General features: G+C 33.4%; 15 protein-coding genes. 3 read left to right on the forward strand and 12 right to left on the reverse strand.

Annotated elements, in window-relative coordinates:
* Positions 1-164: 164 nt before the first annotated feature.
* The 5 genes from IJE64_RS00010 to IJE64_RS00030 form a co-directional block, all read right to left on the reverse strand.
* Positions 165-1,109 (reverse strand): transposase, encoded by a 945-nt coding sequence (locus IJE64_RS00010; protein ID WP_292780236.1) that lies wholly within the window; start codon positions 1,107-1,109, stop codon positions 165-167.
* A complete protein-coding gene (locus IJE64_RS00015; protein ID WP_292780238.1) occupies positions 1,093-1,764 on the reverse strand; it encodes a hypothetical protein in 672 nt (223 codons plus the stop codon). Before IJE64_RS00015 ends, IJE64_RS00010 begins: the two co-directional genes overlap by 17 nt.
* Positions 1,765-2,416: 652 nt before the next feature.
* Positions 2,417-3,559 carry a molecular chaperone DnaJ gene (dnaJ, locus tag IJE64_RS00020; protein ID WP_292780240.1) on the reverse strand — a complete coding sequence of 381 codons (1,143 nt, stop codon included), beginning with the start codon at positions 3,557-3,559 and terminating at the stop codon, positions 2,417-2,419.
* 130 nt (positions 3,560-3,689) lie between these two features.
* A complete protein-coding gene (gene dnaK / locus IJE64_RS00025; RefSeq protein ID WP_292780242.1) occupies positions 3,690-5,564 on the reverse strand; it encodes a molecular chaperone DnaK in 1,875 nt (624 codons plus the stop codon).
* A 44-nt stretch (positions 5,565-5,608) separates the two neighbouring features.
* Positions 5,609-6,142, reverse strand: a complete 534-nt coding sequence (locus tag IJE64_RS00030) for a nucleotide exchange factor GrpE (RefSeq protein ID WP_292780245.1) — start codon at positions 6,140-6,142, stop codon at positions 5,609-5,611.
* Between the two features lie 466 nt (positions 6,143-6,608).
* Here IJE64_RS00030 and IJE64_RS00035 point away from each other — a divergent pair, with 466 nt between their 5' ends.
* Positions 6,609-7,184: an ArsR family transcriptional regulator gene (locus IJE64_RS00035; protein WP_292780247.1), complete on the forward strand. Its 576-nt coding sequence runs from the start codon at positions 6,609-6,611 to the stop codon at positions 7,182-7,184.
* A gap of 59 nt (positions 7,185-7,243) precedes the next feature.
* On the opposite strand, the gene hypF is transcribed toward IJE64_RS00035, so the two are convergent.
* Positions 7,244-9,484: a carbamoyltransferase HypF gene (hypF, locus tag IJE64_RS00040; protein ID WP_292780249.1), complete on the reverse strand. Its 2,241-nt coding sequence runs from the start codon at positions 9,482-9,484 to the stop codon at positions 7,244-7,246.
* A 53-nt stretch (positions 9,485-9,537) separates the two neighbouring features.
* On the opposite strand from hypF, the gene larB reads away from it, so the two are divergent.
* Positions 9,538-10,299, forward strand: a complete 762-nt coding sequence (gene larB, locus IJE64_RS00045; RefSeq protein ID WP_292780251.1) for a nickel pincer cofactor biosynthesis protein LarB — start codon at positions 9,538-9,540, stop codon at positions 10,297-10,299.
* On the forward strand, positions 10,292-10,861 hold the full coding sequence (locus IJE64_RS00050; protein ID WP_292780255.1) for a GNAT family N-acetyltransferase: 570 nt from the start codon (positions 10,292-10,294) through the stop codon (positions 10,859-10,861). The genes larB and IJE64_RS00050 overlap by 8 nt, the downstream gene beginning before the upstream one ends.
* On the opposite strand, the gene IJE64_RS00055 is transcribed toward IJE64_RS00050, so the two are convergent.
* From IJE64_RS00055 to IJE64_RS00080, 6 genes are read right to left on the reverse strand one after another with little or no spacing between them, the layout of a single operon-like run.
* Complete coding sequence (locus IJE64_RS00055) at positions 10,851-13,421, reverse strand: CDP-glycerol glycerophosphotransferase family protein (RefSeq protein ID WP_292780258.1); 2,571 nt, start codon at positions 13,419-13,421, stop codon at positions 10,851-10,853. The genes IJE64_RS00050 and IJE64_RS00055 overlap by 11 nt on opposite strands.
* 9 nt (positions 13,422-13,430) lie before the next feature.
* Positions 13,431-13,937, reverse strand: a complete 507-nt coding sequence (locus IJE64_RS00060) for a hypothetical protein (RefSeq protein ID WP_292780261.1) — start codon at positions 13,935-13,937, stop codon at positions 13,431-13,433.
* 8 nt (positions 13,938-13,945) lie between these two features.
* Positions 13,946-15,436: an ABC transporter ATP-binding protein gene (locus IJE64_RS00065; protein WP_292780263.1), complete on the reverse strand. Its 1,491-nt coding sequence runs from the start codon at positions 15,434-15,436 to the stop codon at positions 13,946-13,948.
* Between the two features lie 12 nt (positions 15,437-15,448).
* Complete coding sequence (locus IJE64_RS00070) at positions 15,449-16,216, reverse strand: ABC transporter permease (protein ID WP_292780265.1); 768 nt, start codon at positions 16,214-16,216, stop codon at positions 15,449-15,451.
* A gap of 43 nt (positions 16,217-16,259) precedes the next feature.
* Positions 16,260-16,550 (reverse strand): phosphoribosyl-ATP diphosphatase, encoded by a 291-nt coding sequence (gene hisE, locus IJE64_RS00075; protein WP_292780267.1) that lies wholly within the window; start codon positions 16,548-16,550, stop codon positions 16,260-16,262.
* Positions 16,551-17,357 carry a CBS domain-containing protein gene (locus tag IJE64_RS00080; RefSeq protein WP_292780269.1) on the reverse strand — a complete coding sequence of 269 codons (807 nt, stop codon included), beginning with the start codon at positions 17,355-17,357 and terminating at the stop codon, positions 16,551-16,553.
* Position 17,358: the final 1 nt, after the last annotated feature.

Raw genomic sequence — 17,358 nt, forward strand, 5'->3', positions numbered from 1 at the left:
TTATCACATTTCTTTTTTATTTTTTACAGCACTATACTTAATTTAATTAGATTTCCAGTTGATATTTTTCACATTATTTTCCAATAATCCTAATATAATTAATCGTTCTTTTAATTAAAATGGTATGGGAGTGTCCGCTATTTTCTCCTTTGAATTTTTTTAATTTAATTTTTGAAATCTATGATTTTTTCATTTTTTATTATGTAGTTATTTTTCCATTTGTCAAATATGTTCATGTTTATGTGTTGTTTTTGTTTTTCTTTCTTTATTTCGTTTAATATTTTTTTTAGGGTTTTGTTGTTGATGTGTTTGTGTATTTTTTTGATGTTGTGGGTTATTGTTGTTCGTGTCATTTCGTTGTTTGCTTTTTTCACTCCTTTTGTTTTTATTCCTCTGAAATTTCGAGATTCAAGTAAAATTGCGAATCCTCCTTCTGCATGTGATTCTCGGCCAGAATATGCTGTTTGACCATATTCTGTGTAATATTCTTTTTTTATTTTATCTAAAATTGGGTCAAATTTGTCTACGAGTGTTCTTCCGTATTCATTTTTCGCACATTCTACAATATATCTGCATGTTTGACATTTTTTGGAACCATATCTTTTATTAGCGCCTTCTTTTCTTATTTCATTGTCTTTTCTTGTTAGTTTTATGCCTGCGGGGCATAAATATGCGTCTTCTTTTGGCAGGTATTTGAAATTGTATTTTTTGAATCTTTGTTTTTTGGCTTCTTTTTCATCAAATTTTGTTTTGTTTTTTTCTCTTTGTTTTGCATTTTTTCGCATCGCTTCTGTTCTGCAGGGGATAATGAGCTTTGTTGGGGTTCTATATATCCGGTGCAATACGTTTATGTTCCAATATCCATGATCTACTACTAATGTGAATTCTTTTTTGTTTAATATTCTTTGTAAGCGATTTACTATTTCTATGGCTTCTTGTTGATCGTTTGGATGTTGTGTTATGTAGTGTGTGACTATCATTCCGTATTTATCGTCTATTGCTTGCTGATAATTGTAATTTAATCCTGATATTCGTTTTTTATCGTCCATGTGTCGTGTTTCTGGATCAACAGTGTTGATGCTGTAATCTTTATTAATATTTGCTTCCATTTTTTTTGATTCGTTTTAAAACTCTTTTTAAGCTTTGATGGCCTTTTAAACTTAATTTTAATAAGTGTATTCCAAATGAATTGATTGTTTTTTTGAGTTTTTTATATAAATCTTTTAATTCTTCCTGATTTTTGTCATTGTAAAAAAATTCATGGAGTTTTATCCATAAATCTCCTGTATTATTTTTATATTCCTTGTAATGCTTTAAAATGAACTTTTTAAGGTATTTTATTTGATCTGGATTCATGTTATTAAGTGGATTGCAATATCCTTTTAATACAGTTCCGTCTGCATAAATTATGTTTCCTTCGATTAATCCTGTTTTTATTCCAAATTCCACAAGATATTTGTCAAATTCATCAATAAGATACATATTGTCGTTTATGAAGTCATTTATTGTTGTTTTTGATGGTTTTTTACAGTTGAGTAAGAATTGACATGTTTCATCATTATTTTTCCACCAGTTTTCTAGCTTTCTGCAGCTTGTTATTTCCATAACGTGTCCAAAACTGATGAAAGTAAGCATTTCACCAGTTTTATATATTCGTTTAGGACCAGGCCGTGTTTTTTTATCTTTTTTAAAAAGTTCTGGGCGAATTTCTTTAAAAATTTCAAATAGAATTTTAACTGTAAAAACAATATGATTTTTATCCAAATTTGAACCTACTTCTTTTAAAATAAAACAAGTTTGACTATCAAATCTCATTTTGATTCATTCCTTTTTATAATCTGTTATTTTTAAAATTAACAACAATTAATACAAAAAAAGAATTTTAATAATTTTTTCCCATTTTTTGGGAAAAAATTTGTTAAAATCGAAAAAAATAAATCATATTAAAAACAGTAAATTATAACTGAAGGTGATTTATTTTTATTGTATGTGTTGTTGTTAAATAATTATAAATCCCTTCATATTTATAATTATTCTTTTATAAGTAAAATCAAGCTTTTTTAATATTTATTTTAATAAATACGCAATTATTAAACCTTTAATCTTTCACTTGTTTTACCTATATCAAATCTTGTAAAAATAACCAATTTTCACTGTAAAATGTTGAATATTTAATTGTTTAATTGTTAAATTTGATATTAATGATGTAAAGTTGTTTTTTAATTATATAAAAAATAAATTTAGTGGATTTTTAAAATTTACCTTAAATCCATTTGAAATTTTTAGTAATATCCATTTTAGTGATTAGTATTAACATAATCTGCTAATTTCGGACACTCCCGCAATTAATTTTGATGGTGATTTTGGTAAAATATGATTTTCAAAAAAAAGTTGGATAAATTAGCATGAAGCTAATTTATTTCATCGCATCTTTAACTCTGTCGAAGAGTCCTTTTTCAACATGTTTGATTTCGTCTCCGCTGACCTCAGCAAATTCTTTGAGAATTTTTTTCTGTTGGGAGTTTAATTTTTTAGGGACTACCACATTCACGGTAACATACATATGTCCTCTGCTGTGATGTCTAACAGAGTTCATACCCTGTCCCTTCAATTTAAATACGGTTCCGCTTTGGGTTCCCGGGTTCACCTTGAATTCGACTTCATTTCCTTCAATTGTTGGAATGCTAATCCTGTCCCCTAATGCTGCTTGTGGGAAACTAATTTGCTGTTCTAAGTATAGGTGGTCTCCTTCACGTGTGAACCTTCTGTGTCCTTTTATATGGACAGTAACAATCAGATCCCCTTCAAGTCCTGGTGCTTCACCACAGTTTCCTTCACCTGATACTCTTAAGTGGTTGCCTTCATCGACACCTTCAGGGATTTCAATTTTAATTGTTTTTGTTTTTCTTTTACTTCCTTTTCCACGACAATCTTCACACGGTTCTGTAATGATTTTTCCGGTACCTCCACATTCTCTACATGGTCTAACATTAACCATTTGGCCTAAAAAAGTGTTGCTAACTTCTTTAATTTGACCGGTTCCTCCACAGGTAGGACATGTCTGCGGTTCAACTCCCGGTTTGGATTTTGACCCATTACATGTTGGACATATTTCACTTCGGGTAATCTTGATTTCCTTTTCGCATCCTTGGAAAGCTTCTTCTAAAGAAATAGGGATCTCTGTATAGATATCTGAGCCTCTTTGAGGTCCTGTCCTTCCACGGTTGCGGTTTCCGCCACCAAAACCAAACATCTCAAATATGTTTCCAATGTCAAATCCTTGGAAAATATCTTCAAAGTTTACATTTTGATAGAAATCTTCTGCAGTAAATCCATCCATTCCTGCATGACCGTATTGGTCATACCTTTGACGTTTTTCATCATCAGACAAGACAGCGTATGCTTCACTTACCTCTTTAAATTTTTCTTCAGCGCCTTCTTCATCACAAACGTCAGGATGGTATTTTCTGGCTAATTTACGATAAGCTTTTTTAATTGTCTTTTCATCCGCAGTTTTATCTACTCCAAGAACTTCGTAATAATCTCGCTTGTCTGCCATTTGTTCACCTTAAAAAAATTAAAATAGATAGAAAAAATAATAGTTTTATATATTGTTAGTTTTAATTGATTGATTCTGATTTCTGATTTAATATATTCCCTAACAATGTAATAAAACTGTATTATTTAATCTAGTCTTTTACTTCATAGTCTGCATCAATTGTGTCATCATCGTTGTTGTCTTGAGCACCAGCATTTGGATCTTGTTGTTGTGCTTGTTGAGCTTGAGCCTCAGCTTGTGCTTGTTGGTAAATTTTAGCACCAATTTCTTGAACTACATTTGATAGTTCATCAGACTTTTCTTTAATGGCATCAATATCATCGCCAGCTATAAGGTCTCTTAATTCAGCTACAAGTCCTTCGACTTTTGTTTTTTCATCTTCAGATACTTGGTCTTTGAGTTCATCTAAAGTTTTTTCTGAAGTGTAAATTAATGAGTCTGCATTGTTTCTGATTTCAATTTCTTCTTGTCTTTTTGCATCTGCTTCAGCATTCATTTCCGCTTCTTTGATTTTCTGTTCGATTTCGTCATCGGACAATTTAGTTGAGGAAGTGATGGTAATAGCTTGCTCTTTACCTGTTCCTTTATCTTTAGCGGTTACATTTATAATACCGTTAGCGTCAATATCGAATGTTACTTCGATTTGTGGAACGCCTCTTGGTGCAGGTGGAATGCCGATAAGTTGGAAACGTCCAAGTGAGGTATTGTCTGCAGCCATTTTTCTTTCTCCTTGCAATACATTGATGTCAACAGATGGCTGATTATCTGCAGCAGTGGAGAACACTTGGCTTTTCTTGGTAGGGATAGTAGTGTTCCTTTCAATTAAAGTAGTGGATACTCCGCCTAAGGTTTCAATACCTAGGGATAATGGAGTTACATCTAAAAGAACAATATCTTTAATTTCACCGGCTAATACTCCTCCTTGAATAGCTGCACCCATGGATACACATTCCATTGGGTCGATACCACGTTCAACTGGTTTTCCTATGAATTTTTCAACGAATTTTTGTACGATTGGCATTCTGGTAGGTCCACCAACTAAAATGATTTTGTCGATATCTCCTTTGCTCATTTTTGCATCGTCTAATGCTTGTTGCATTGGTTTTCCTGATTTTTCAACAATCGCATCTACCAATTCTTCTAATTTTGCTCTTGTAAGGGTTATGATTAGGTTTTTAGGAGTTCCGTCAGTTCCCATTGCAATGAACGGTAAGTTTACTTCAGTGGTTGTGGTGGTGGACAATTCGATTTTTGCTTTTTCAGCAGCTTCTCTTAATCTTTGCACTGCTTGGTCATTATCCATTAAATCGATGCCTTCTTGTGCTTTGAATTCATCAGCCAAGTATTTGATTAAAACATTATCCATATCGGTACCACCGAGTTGTGTGTCACCGCTGGTGGATCTAACTTCAAATACTCCTCCACCGAATTCCATGATGGTTACATCCAAGGTACCTCCACCTAAATCGTAAACCATGATGTTCATGTCATCTTCATCTGATTTGTCAAGACCGTATGCAAGGCTTGCTGCTGTTGGTTCGTTTACAAGTCTCACTACATCAAGACCGGCAATTGTTCCTGCATCTTTTGTTGCAGTTCTTTGGTTGTCATCGAAGTAAGCAGGTACTGTAATTACAGCTTTTTGAATAGGTTCTCCGAGGAATGTTTCAGCATCTTTTTTAATTTTTTGCAGGATGAATGCAGAGATTTCCTGTGGGGAATATTGTTTTCCGTTTACAGTTACCTTGTGGTCTGTACCCATGCTTCTTTTGATTGCACTGATGGTATTTTCCGGGTTTGTAACCGCTTGTCTTCTTGCAGGTTCTCCCACTAGCATTTGACCGTCGTCAGTAAATGCAACGTAACTTGGGAAGGATTTACCATATTGGCTTGCTCCTTCTGCTGAAGGAATTGTGGTTGGTTTTCCTCCTACAAGCACAGATGCTGCTGAGTTACTTGTACCTAAATCGATTCCAATAATTTTTTCTTTTTTAGCGTCAGACATAATTATCACCATTTTTTTTATTAATAAATTAAATAAACATTATCTTATTTTTTACAAACAATAACTTTTGAGTATTTAAGAACTTTATCTTTATACATGTATCCTTTCATCAGTTCATCTATGATATATCCGTTTTCAACGTCATCGGATTTTTGAACCATTAATGCTTCATGTTTGTTTAAGTCAAATTTCTCTCCTTTTGCAGGAATTTCCTCGACACCTTCTTTTGTGAGGATATCTTTAAATTTATTATAAGTAAGCTCTATACCTTCTCTTAGATTATCATCGTTTTCAACTTCTAAAGCTCTACCGAAGTCTTCGTAACAATCAAGAAACTCTTTTATAATATTTTCATTAGCAAATTTTATGATTTCCTTGTTTTGCTTGTCTGTAATTTTTTTGAAGTTTTCGAAATCTGCTTGAAGTCTTTGGGAAAGTGAAATATACTCTTGAGTTTCGGCTTCCTGTTTTTCAAGATCTTCCTTGAGTTTAGCAATCTCCTCATCTTTTAGAGCTAACTCATCAAGAACTTCTTCTTGGGTTTCAACTTCAGTTTCACTTTTATTTTCGTCAGTCATATGGACACCTTTTTTAGGTTTTTGGAAAAAACTTTGTAATAACTCTTAACCGAGAATTCATTCTTTAAGTTATTTAATATTTGGTTTTGGGAATTTATGGACATATAGGAAAATGGTTCATCATATAAGAGTTATTACTTTAAGTTTTTCTCAACCAAATATTAAAGTAACAAAAAGTTATCTTTCTCTTACATTATTATAGTAACAAAAAGTTATATAAAGGTTTCGATATTTTGAGTTTTTGTAACATGATGTTATTCTAATGTAAAGTTATGCATTAAGTTAATTTTAATCGTAAATAATTTTATTTTTAATGTTTGATATTTTATATCTGTTATTTTTAATAAAATTTAATTTAATTGTTTATTTAAAAATATAAAGTTCAATTAATTAAAATAAAACTTTTCTTACATGTTGTAATAAAAACATAATGTTTTATATAAGGGTATCAATATAATTTATAATCATGACTAATAGTAACGACATTAATGAAAACGATAAGTATCATAAAAATGTCAATTCTTCTAATGGCCGCATTGAAATTAGAGGAAACTATAACGACCACTTAGGAGAGATTGATAAAGAAGATATCCTTGACGTGATGGGTTGTAAAACTAGAAGAGACATTATTAATCTTTTAAGAGAGGAGCCGATGTTTGTCAGTGAAATATCAAATGAGCTGGACATCGGTCAAAAGGCAATCATTGAACACTTAAGGGCCATGGAAGAGATAGGTATTTTGAATTCTTCCTATAAGAAAATCTTGAGGGGCCGTCCACGTAAATATTATGACTTGCAAAATGAGGTCAATATCCACATTACTATTAACAGGAATACCTTCGATGTTAACCTTTCAGAGGACATGTTAAATACTCTGCAGCTTCCTTCAGGTGACGAATGGTCTAAACTTTTGGATATCGAAAAAAGGATAGATTCCGGCCAGCTTGAAGCAATCGATGAGTTAAAAAATCAAATTAGATTATACGGCAATCTTAAGGAAAGGGCTGAATATATCCTTGAGAGAACTTTAAATAATAGATAAATTGTTTTGCGGCCATATTATGGTTTAAATGCTCTATTTTAAACCATCTTATTTTCATTTTAAATTTTCTTGGCAATGATGGCTTGTCCAAGTGAAACTGATCCGTCGCCAGCGCATGTGTTTAGGTGTTGAATGAAGTTGTATCCATTACTTTCAACGTGATTTTTAACGGTGTCTGTGATGGCTTCGTTGTAGAACACTCCTCCGGTAGCCCCAATATCTGGAATATTCTTTTTATCAGCGCAACGAATGGCAAGTTCAGCCAAACCGTTGGCCACTGCATTTTGACCGGCACATGCAATGTCTGCTTTTTTTTCTCCATTTTGATATAATTTTACAACATCTTCTAAAATTGCACTGGTATTTAAGGTGTTTCCTTCGATGACATATGGAATTTCCAAATCTTTTGTTGCGTAATATGCGCATGATTCAAGTTTCATGGAGCATTCTCCCTCATATGTCCTTTCATGGCACACTTCAAGAGCCACGGCCATTGAATCGAGAACCCTTCCGGTACTGGTTGTCTGACCGACATTCAGTCCGGATTCAAGCTGTTTGAATATGGTTTTTATTTCCCTTTCACCATACTTGAAATAGTTGGAATAGTTTTTAATCAACTCTTCATCGCCTAGGATACTTGCAAGCATTCGTGCAGGATATTTTGTCGCCACATCTCCGCCGGGCATTAGTTGAGGCTGCAGGTGAGCCATTCTTTTGAAGTCATTGACATTGGTGTAGAGTATTTCTCCTCCCCAACTTGTGCCGTCACTTCCGTATCCAACACCATCGGCAGTTATTGCAATCATTTCATCGATGGAATGGTCATTGGCTAGCGCGATTGAGTGGGCATGATGGTGTTGTATGGCCATAACTTCGGCGCCATATTTCTCTGACAATTCATGGGCAAGCCTTGTTGTGAAAAAATGAGGGTGCATGTCGCATGCAATGATGTCAAATTCGTTGATTTTAGTAATCCTTTCCATATTTTTTACGGCCTGCTTTAGGAATTCTAAGGTTTTTGGCTTGTTTGTATTTCCAATATGCTGTGATGGATACACGATATTGTTTTTTGCAATTGAAAAGGTAACATCAAGTTCTGGGCCTAGAGCAAGGACATTGGAATCGTTGACTTCATAATTTATGGTATACGGTTCGGGAGTATAGCCACGGGACCTTCTAATGAATGACAATTCGTTATTTCTGAATCTTATCACGGAATCATCGCATCTGTTTAAAATTTTCCGGTTGTGCACTAATGAATAGTCATTGACCCCATCAATGATTTCTTCATTTTCAATCATCATTGGCTCTCCGGGAATGTTGGCTGAAGTCATTACATATGTGTCAATATTTCCTTCATCAAATAGCAGGTAATGCATTGGGGAATATGGCAGCATCACTCCAATATTATGCAGTCCTGGAGATAGGCTGTCCGGGAAGGGATAATTGTCATTTTTCTTTAGAATAACAATTGGTCTTTTGTTGGATGTGATTGTTTCTATTTCCCTATCGGATAGTTGAGCGTAATTTTGAACGGACTTTAAATCTTTGCTCATCACTGCAAACGCTTGATTAGGACGATTCAAACGTTTTCTCAATTCTTTTACTGCATCATCATTATATGCATCAACAACTAGATGTGTTCCTCCAATTCCCTTGATGGCCAGTATTTTTCCGTCCTTTAAAACATCTGCACCTAATTTAATTGGATTTTCACTATCAATTTTAGTTTTGCCTTTATAAAAAGCCATTTTAGGTCCGCATTCGCTGCAGCAAATGGCCTCTCCATGATATCTTCGGTTAAGGGGTTCCCTATATTCTACAAGGCAGTCATCACATAGAGGGAATTCGTCCATGGATGTCCTGATTCTGTCATACGGCACGCTTTCGATAACGGTAAATCTGGGTCCGCAGTCTGTGCATGCATTGAATGCATATTTGTAGCGCCTGTCTTTAGGATTTCTTATTTCTTCCAGGCATTTGTCACAAATCGCTATGTCTGGTGGAATCACGCTAACTCCTGAATATGAGTCTCCACTTTCTATAATCTTAAAATCAGAATATTCCTTTATGTCAACTTCTTCCACATTCAGTGTGGTTATTTTAGCTATTGGTGGCAGCTCTTTTAGCAATCTTTCAATAAACAAATCAGTTTTTTCGCCTTCAATTATGATTTCGACTACATTTCCAAGGTTTCTAACATATCCTCTCAGATTTAAATCGGATGCAAGTCTGTAAACATAAGGCCTAAATCCCACACCCTGAACTATACCTTGTGTCAAAATCTTTCGGGCTTTCATAAATATATTATTTAAGTTAAATTTTATATAAAATTTTATCCTATATTAATTATATGAAAGATATTCTTGAAAGATTGATTGGTGGCGAAATTAGTATTGATGAAGCCGAAAATCTTATAAAAGCAGACTCTATTCTGGATTTTGAAGGCATTGCTCAATTTGACAATAAACGTAGTGAGCGTGCAGGGTTTCCCGAAGCGGTCTTTTCACCGAGTAAAGATTATGAGGATTTATTGTTGATAATTAGGAGATATCTTGAAAATAATGATAAGGACCTAATTATAACCAAGCTCTCTTGTGAGAGGTATGAAAAGATTTTAAAGGACATTGGTGAAAATGAGTTTGTTTTTGACTACAATAGGCGAGCTCAGATATTGGTGATTAGAAGAGAGGAAAAAACTAAAGAAAAAATTGCAAAAGTAGGAATCATTACGGCCGGCACTTCAGATATTAACATTGCCGAAGAAGCTCGCGTAATTGTTGAAGAGGGTGGCTGTGAAGCCATTGTTTCTTACGATATTGGTGTTGCGGGAATTCATAGATTGTTCCCGCAGATTGCACACATGGTAAAGGAAGGAGTTCGTGTATTTATCGTATGCGCTGGAATGGAAGGCGCTCTTCCTTCAGTTGTTGCAGGTCTTGTTGACGTTCCTGTAATTGGCGTTCCAACATCTGTAGGCTATGGTGTTGGTGAAGGCGGACGTGTAGCTTTGGATGCCATGCTTCAGTCATGCGCTCCGGGAATTGCTGTTGTTAATATAGACAATGGGTTTGGAGCGGGTGTTTTTGCATTAACTATCATTAATAGTGATTAATTTGATTTATGAGACTTTTGATCCTGAAATTCATGACGTTTGTCATGTTGCTAAATTAGTTTATGATGTGGATTATAGAACATTTGACATGCTTTTCAGATCCGATAAGAGTGCTATCAGGGCCATTTCAAAATATTTAACAAAAAAGGAAATAAACAAATACTTTAAAGTTATTTTGGATGATGACAACAATATTATTGGATATGTAAGCATATATCTGCATGATGATGAGCATAAATTTTATTTAAAATCTCTTAGATTGTACATAGTGGATATCCTGGATCATTTCGTTTTATGCGACATCGAAAAGGATGATTTGTATCTTGCAGAGATAGCCATTGATGAGTCTCAAAGGGGTAAGGGTTTGGGAAGAAAGGTTGTCTGTGATGTAATAAGTTATGCAAAATCCAAAAATTATAATCGTGTCATTATTGATGCCGATTTTAGAAATACTGGTGCAAAAAGACTTTATGAATCATTAGGATTTAAGGAATTCAATAAAAAAAGAGTTAAAATAGCCAGTTTTGAGCGCGGAATGCATAATATGGAGTTCAAGCTCTAGGTTTCATCTCTTTGATGGCTTCGTGAACTCTCTTACAATTGTTTTTATCTGTAAATATGAAATAGTCTTCAACGTTTTTGACATGTTTTTCTTTCATCTTACAGTCATTTTCCATGTATTGGCAAATCAAATCAACTAATTCTTCTTCGCTTTTACACACTTCCCCAAAGCCCATGGTTTCGAAATCAAAATAGCTTTCCTCCAAATTAAAATGGTAATCTTGTCCATAGTGGTAATAAAGGACAGGTTTTTTGAGATATGCAAAGTCAAATGAAACGGATGAATAGTCAGTAATTAACAATGCGCCTTTTTTAAATAATTCCTGATAGCTTTCTCTTTCATGATCAATTTTTATGAATTCGTTTTCATCGAATAATCCGATATATTGATATACGTGGGGATGTGGCCTGAATATTATTTCATAGCCTAACGATTTTGCCTTTTCAATTAATTTTTCGTTGTTTATCAAGGAGTTATATGTTTTAAAGTAGCTTGAGTTACTAATCGAATATTTGTTTTCATTTGTAAGGTAACGTCTCCAGGAAGGCATTATAAGTATGGTTTTCGTTTTTTCATTTTCCAGGCTATCGAATCTTGGAAGTCCAAGCAGATGAATGACCTCTTTTTCATAATTGTAATGATAATTAAAAAATGATTCGTATTCCTTTTTTGATGAAGTCAATATGAAATCCAAATTCTTGTCAGACTTGTTTAACCAACTGGAAATGTTGTTGAGGATTATTCCGTGCTGTAGAAAGATCGTGCTTGATTTTAAAAGACCAGCAAAGTTAGGGTAATGTCCCCAAAAGGGATAAATGTAATTATTGTCCGGATGTGATGTTATTATTTTTTCTGCAAATAATCCTAGAATTCTATGTTTCATGGATTTATAGCCGATAACCGGGCCGATTTTTTTCATTTCATTGTAGTACTTGCTTTTCTTGTCTACCACGAAATATTTTTTGATTCCTTTTTCGTCCTGCGCCATGGAATATTTGAAAAGATGTTTTCCGTTATCGTCAGCTATTGTTGGAAAATCCGAATAAAGCCATATGCGTTTATTTTTTAGGAACGGATATAACAGCATGTAAATAATTCTAATTGGAATTCCGCTTTCAAATCCTGGAACTCTGTTCTTCAGCATGTTGAATAATGTTTTGGCCTCTTGTTTAATCCATTTTCCGGTTTTTGTCTTCTCAATCGTAATTTCATTGTTATTTAATGTGCTCAGATATTTTTTGGTTTTGGCATATCCCACTGCTTTTGAGAAGTTGCATGGCCTTGAGAAATCGATTTTTAAGTTGTCATTCACATTTGATTTGAATTTAATACTATATCTTTTATTTGCATCCAGTTTAATTCTTGCTTCAAAGGTGTTGTTGGATAAGTATCTCTTATTCATGTAATACTTCTCTCTTTGTGGAAAATCAACGACCTTCGTTTTAATTTTTTCACCATTTGCATATATCTCTACTTTTTCATTGCTGTAAATTGAATTGATGTTTGCAAGCAAGTATAATTCATCGTCAATTATTTCGTAGATGTCTAAATAAACTGTGTCTAATTTAAGGTCTTTAGTTAATTTAATTTGATCTTCATATGAGTATGAAAAGTCATTTTTCATGAAGATGAGAAAAGTTTTTATCAGGTCATTCATTTCACCCTGCCCATAAATGGTTTCATCATCAATGTATTGCAGCATATATCTCATTTCATCGCTTAACTCTTCAATTTCTTTGCTTGTCAACTTTTCTTGGAGGGCTTCATTTACAATTATTTCATTGCAGTAATACAATATCGTGTTTTGGATGAATTGTGGAACTTCACCATATTTTTCCAGACTCTCTTTAATTAGATTTTTTAAGAAATATTCTCTTGGGGTTTGAAAGTCTTTAGAAGTGGCCAGCATGTTTAGTAAAGATTTGCCGTCTTTTTCTGTATGGGTGTAATATGTACATTCGCTACAAATGCCTAAATTAGGATTTTCTATTAAAATTTGGTTTATACGGGTGATGTCTTCGGACAGTTTAAGTTGCGGCGAATAAGATATATTGGCTATTGCTGATTTTTTTATAAAACAGGATTTAGTTTGGATTTGATAAAATTCCGGATTTTCAATTAGGTTCACGACTTGGCTATTGAGATATTTTGATTCTGTTTTTGATTTGTTGGAACCAATTATCTTTATTGGGGTTGTGATGATTTCAATATTTTCATGCTTATTAAAGTATTTTAAGATGTTTTCCAATGTATTTGTTGAAAGATAGTCTTCCGCATCTAAAAAGTTAATGTAGGTTCCTTTTGATTTTTTTATTCCTAAATTTCTACTAGGCCCTTTTCCTTCGTGATTTTTAGATATGTAGGTTATATTGTGAGGATATTTGGATGCAAATGCCTCACAGATTTTTCCAGTGTTATCCTTACTTCCATCATTAATTAGGATTATTTCTATATTTTCTTTAAAGTCTAATGTTTGTCTGATAATTGATTTGATTGATTGGGAAATCCATGGCTCACTGTTGTAAGCAGATATTATAATAGAAAATTTGAATTCATCCATTATTTTCCCCTAATCCTGTGTTTGTTTATAATCTCTTTCCAATGAGTCTATGAGAAATTTAATGTTGTCAAGAATGCTTTCTTTATCATTAAAATTATTTGCATTAATATTAAATGTATGATTGAATTTCATGAAGTAGGTAGTTGAATTTATAGTACCATCATCAAAAATCATGTAAACGGTTTTAATTGTAATATTTTTATATGTGATAGTGTTGTTTTCGATTTCAACCGAGTTTATCTTTTTAAACTTCTTCATTGTATCCTGAATATTAGAATCGACGGAATCTCCTTTGCCAGAATCTGTAATGATTAGTTTTTCATTGGTGTCCCTGTTGATAAGTGCGGCCATATCGTTTTCGGCCTGATCAATATGAAATTGGTCAGGTAAAGTAATTACAAAGGTACTCACATCTAGAGTGGCACTTCCAATAGTGTTCGACGAACTGGCAATGGAGTATAATGCTGAAACTCCAATAATCAATATAATTATGATATATATCCATCGTTTATCCATTTTAAAACCTATTTTCTTCTTTTTTTAATATTTGTTCCATTTGCACTTGATACATATGCATTGCAAACTTCATTTGTTTCTCCATCCATTATTATTTGGCCATCTTGAAGCCAAATGCATCTGCCGCATATCTTTCTAATTTGTGAAATTGAATGTGAAACAAGCAATACTGTAGCTCCGTCCTTCATCATTGAATTAAGTTTTTCTGAGCTCTTTTTTCTGAATTTAATATCTCCGACAGATAATATTTCATCAATGATTAAAATATCCGGATTGATAGTTGTAGCTATTGCAAAACCTAATTTTGATTTCATACCTGAAGAATAATTTTTGATAGGGTAATCGATGAATTCCCCCAATTCCGAAAATTCCACGATTTCATCATATTTCTCTTTGATGAAGTCCTCCTTCATACTCAAGAAAGCACCGTTTAGGAAAATATTGTTTTTGCCGGTGTAGTTTTTATCAAAACCAGCACCCAATTCAAGCAATGGCGCAATATTGCCGTAGGTTGTTATGGTTCCGGATGTCGGCTCATAGATTCCAGACATTATTTTTAATAGGGTACTTTTTCCAGCACCGTTGAAACCGAGGATTCCTACTCTGTCCCCTTTATAAACTTTAAATGAGATGTCGTCAAGAACCTTTATTTTTTCATGTTCCTCTTTATTTCTTTTAGCGGTTCTAATGATGAATTCTTTTAAAGTGTCGATTTTATCTTTTGTGACTTTAAATTCCATTGATAAGTGTTCAACATCAATCATCAGTTCCTTGTCTTCATTCCTTACCAGCACGTTTATAGTTGATTCCCCTTCACTTTTCTCATATTTTTCGTTACCCAAGTATTCATATTTTATTATATTTTTTCCAGGTGGGAATTCTTTGTCTAATCTGGCAAATCCTTTTTCATCAGTTTTAGAGATGTAAACTTCATCATCTACGATAAACCTAATTTCCTCTCCTTGCATTGCATCATAATTGCCGTCACGTAGCATAATATAATATTGTGTTTGCTTTTTCGAATACATTTTCATATTTGGAGCATAGAAATTGGTTGATATTTTAGAAGGCTTTTTAGAATGAGTTGATTTTGGTTTTTTTGGTTTTTTAGGGCTAGTTGGTTTGGATGAAGCTGCTTTAACAATTAAATTACCTTCAATACTTTGAGAATAATCTCCATTAGGGAATACTATATCAAAAACATATTTTCCAACGGGAAGATTAATTGGAATTCTTAGCATTCCTTTCCAATCGGTTTGAAGTTCATATTTTTTATCTGGAAAGCTAATAGTCAGGATTTCATCAGTAATAGGTTCGCCATCTTCACCAAATGTGTAAATGTAGAATCTAGAATCGTCCCCTTCATATGCAGCCTTATATGGGGCGAGGATAATCATGTTATTGTACTTGGATTCAGGCATAGGGACACTTTCTTGTTTGGCCCTTTTTTTATTATCCTCCTTTTTAAAATATTTTTTTATTTTCTCTATTAACTTCATAATAAAACCTGATTATAGTTCCAATGCTAATTTTTTATCATACATCTTAAATAGAATGATTCCAATTAATAAAGTTGTTATGGCGAACACTGCCAAATAGGATAATGTGTAGATATTCGGAAATATTCCGTAAACGACACATTCCCTAAAGCATGAAATTGCAGAATAAATCGGATTCAATGTAAACAATTTCTGAACGGTCACCGGAACAATTTCCATAGGATAGAACAATGCAGAAGCATACATCAAGATTAATGCAAATACATTGTATAAATGCCCAATATCTGTAAAGTAGGTATTGCAAACGGCTAATATCAATCCAATTCCAAATATCAGCATGACCAATAAAAATATAGGGATAATGGCCAATAATGCAGTTAAATGGAATTGCGCACCAGTTACCAACATAACTCCGAATAAAATTACAACTGAAATCAAAAAGTTAATGAATTCGTAACAGACCTTACTAACGGCGAGCATGTATTTTGGGATATAAATCTTTTTAAGTATGTTTGCGTTTCCTTTGATTGATTTCATTGCTCCTGTTGATGCAGATTTAAAAAAATCAAATATTATTCTTCCTGATAAGAAATAAACGGGATAATTTTCAATTTGACGGCCGAAAATCATTGAAAAGATTGCTGTAAATACAATCATTATTAATAAAGGATTTAAAAAACTCCAAGCTATTCCAAGAACGGAATCTTTATATTTGGAGGTTAAATCTCTTTTTACTAATTGTTTTAATAAAAATTTCTTCTCAGCAAATGTGTCAAACATATTTTCAACCGGTTATTAATTAAATTTAGTATTTATTGATGAGTCATTTTCTTCTGCTTGCAAACTCTTCAAATATTTCATCAATTTCAACGCCTTTATACACTAATATGAGCAATGTATGGAAAATCAAATCTACAGATTCATATACAAGATTTTCGTCATTTTTTGCAGCAAGCAGCACTTCTCCAGCTTCTTCAGCAATTTTTTCAAGTATTTTGTCTTCAGCTTTTTTATCGCTGTCTTGCATGATTTTTGAAGTATATGAATCAATCGGATTGTCACGTCGGGATTCCAAAACCTCATAAACCTCTCTTATGATTTTATCATCAGCCATTTAATCGTCACCTTTGGACTCTTGATCTTGCATGCTTTCAGTAAGTGCAATTAAAGGATGCTTGTCGTCATCGATAATTTCTATATCATCAAATGTCCTTATACCAGCTTTGTCTGCTGTTTTTTCCATTCCTAATTTAATGTCTTGGCCCAAATCGATAACGTATGAATCTACAGTTTCATATCCGTTTTGAGCTGATGCAACTGCTCTGTGATGTCCGTCTACTAAAATCCACCTATCACCGGTTTTCACAACAATTGCAGGTTCGGCTAATCCTTTTTTTAATTCATAAGCTCTGCCTTCAAGCTCATCTGCATAAACTCTGTCTTGAGTTGGTCTTAGTTTATTAGTTTCAACTTCCATATGCCTTAGAGTTGTGTGGATTCCATATAACTGTTCTAAAGTTTTTTTGAAATACTCTACCTTATTCGGTGTTGATCTTTCGATATGTGACCTTACCATATCAGTGTTTGTGATAATTCCTACAAGCGCTCCTGTTTCATCTACAACAGGCATCCTGGAAATTCCTCTTCTGAACATGACTCTTGAAGCATCATTAATGGTTAAATTTTGGTTGGCAACAACTAATTTGGTGGTCATTATTCCGTCAACAGTTTCTGTCCTTTTTTTGGCCACGATATCGAATGCTGTTACCATTCCAACTAATTTATTGTCTTTTACTACTGGATAACTGTTGTGGTGGCTTTTTTTCATTAAATCAATAACTTCATCAGTTTTAGTTTTTGGCGAAACACTGATTACGTTTTCGGTCATGTAATCTTTAACATAAGATTTTTTTCCACCCATT

It is taken from the genome of Methanobrevibacter sp., assembly GCF_017409525.1.
GTDB lineage: Archaea > Methanobacteriota > Methanobacteria > Methanobacteriales > Methanobacteriaceae > Methanocatella.

Excerpts from the sequence above, each read along its gene's own strand:
- IJE64_RS00065 (WP_292780263.1), bottom strand. The coding sequence starts at position 15,436 with ATGAAGTTAATAGAGAAAATAAAAAAATATTTTAAAAAGGAGGATAAT.
- hypF (WP_292780249.1), bottom strand. The coding sequence starts at position 9,484 with ATGAAAGCCCGAAAGATTTTGACACAAGGTATAGTTCAGGGTGTGGGA.
- dnaJ (WP_292780240.1), bottom strand. The coding sequence starts at position 3,559 with ATGGCAGACAAGCGAGATTATTACGAAGTTCTTGGAGTAGATAAAACT.
- IJE64_RS00060 (WP_292780261.1), bottom strand. The coding sequence starts at position 13,937 with ATGGATAAACGATGGATATATATCATAATTATATTGATTATTGGAGTT.
- IJE64_RS00070 (WP_292780265.1), bottom strand. The coding sequence starts at position 16,216 with ATGTTTGACACATTTGCTGAGAAGAAATTTTTATTAAAACAATTAGTA.
- IJE64_RS00035 (WP_292780247.1), top strand. The coding sequence starts at position 6,609 with ATGACTAATAGTAACGACATTAATGAAAACGATAAGTATCATAAAAAT.
- IJE64_RS00055 (WP_292780258.1), bottom strand. The coding sequence starts at position 13,421 with ATGGATGAATTCAAATTTTCTATTATAATATCTGCTTACAACAGTGAG.
- larB (WP_292780251.1), top strand. The coding sequence starts at position 9,538 with ATGAAAGATATTCTTGAAAGATTGATTGGTGGCGAAATTAGTATTGAT.
- IJE64_RS00030 (WP_292780245.1), bottom strand. The coding sequence starts at position 6,142 with ATGACTGACGAAAATAAAAGTGAAACTGAAGTTGAAACCCAAGAAGAA.
- dnaK (WP_292780242.1), bottom strand. The coding sequence starts at position 5,564 with ATGTCTGACGCTAAAAAAGAAAAAATTATTGGAATCGATTTAGGTACA.
- hisE (WP_292780267.1), bottom strand. The coding sequence starts at position 16,550 with ATGGCTGATGATAAAATCATAAGAGAGGTTTATGAGGTTTTGGAATCC.
- IJE64_RS00080 (WP_292780269.1), bottom strand. The coding sequence starts at position 17,357 with ATGGGTGGAAAAAAATCTTATGTTAAAGATTACATGACCGAAAACGTA.
- IJE64_RS00010 (WP_292780236.1), bottom strand. The coding sequence starts at position 1,109 with ATGGAAGCAAATATTAATAAAGATTACAGCATCAACACTGTTGATCCA.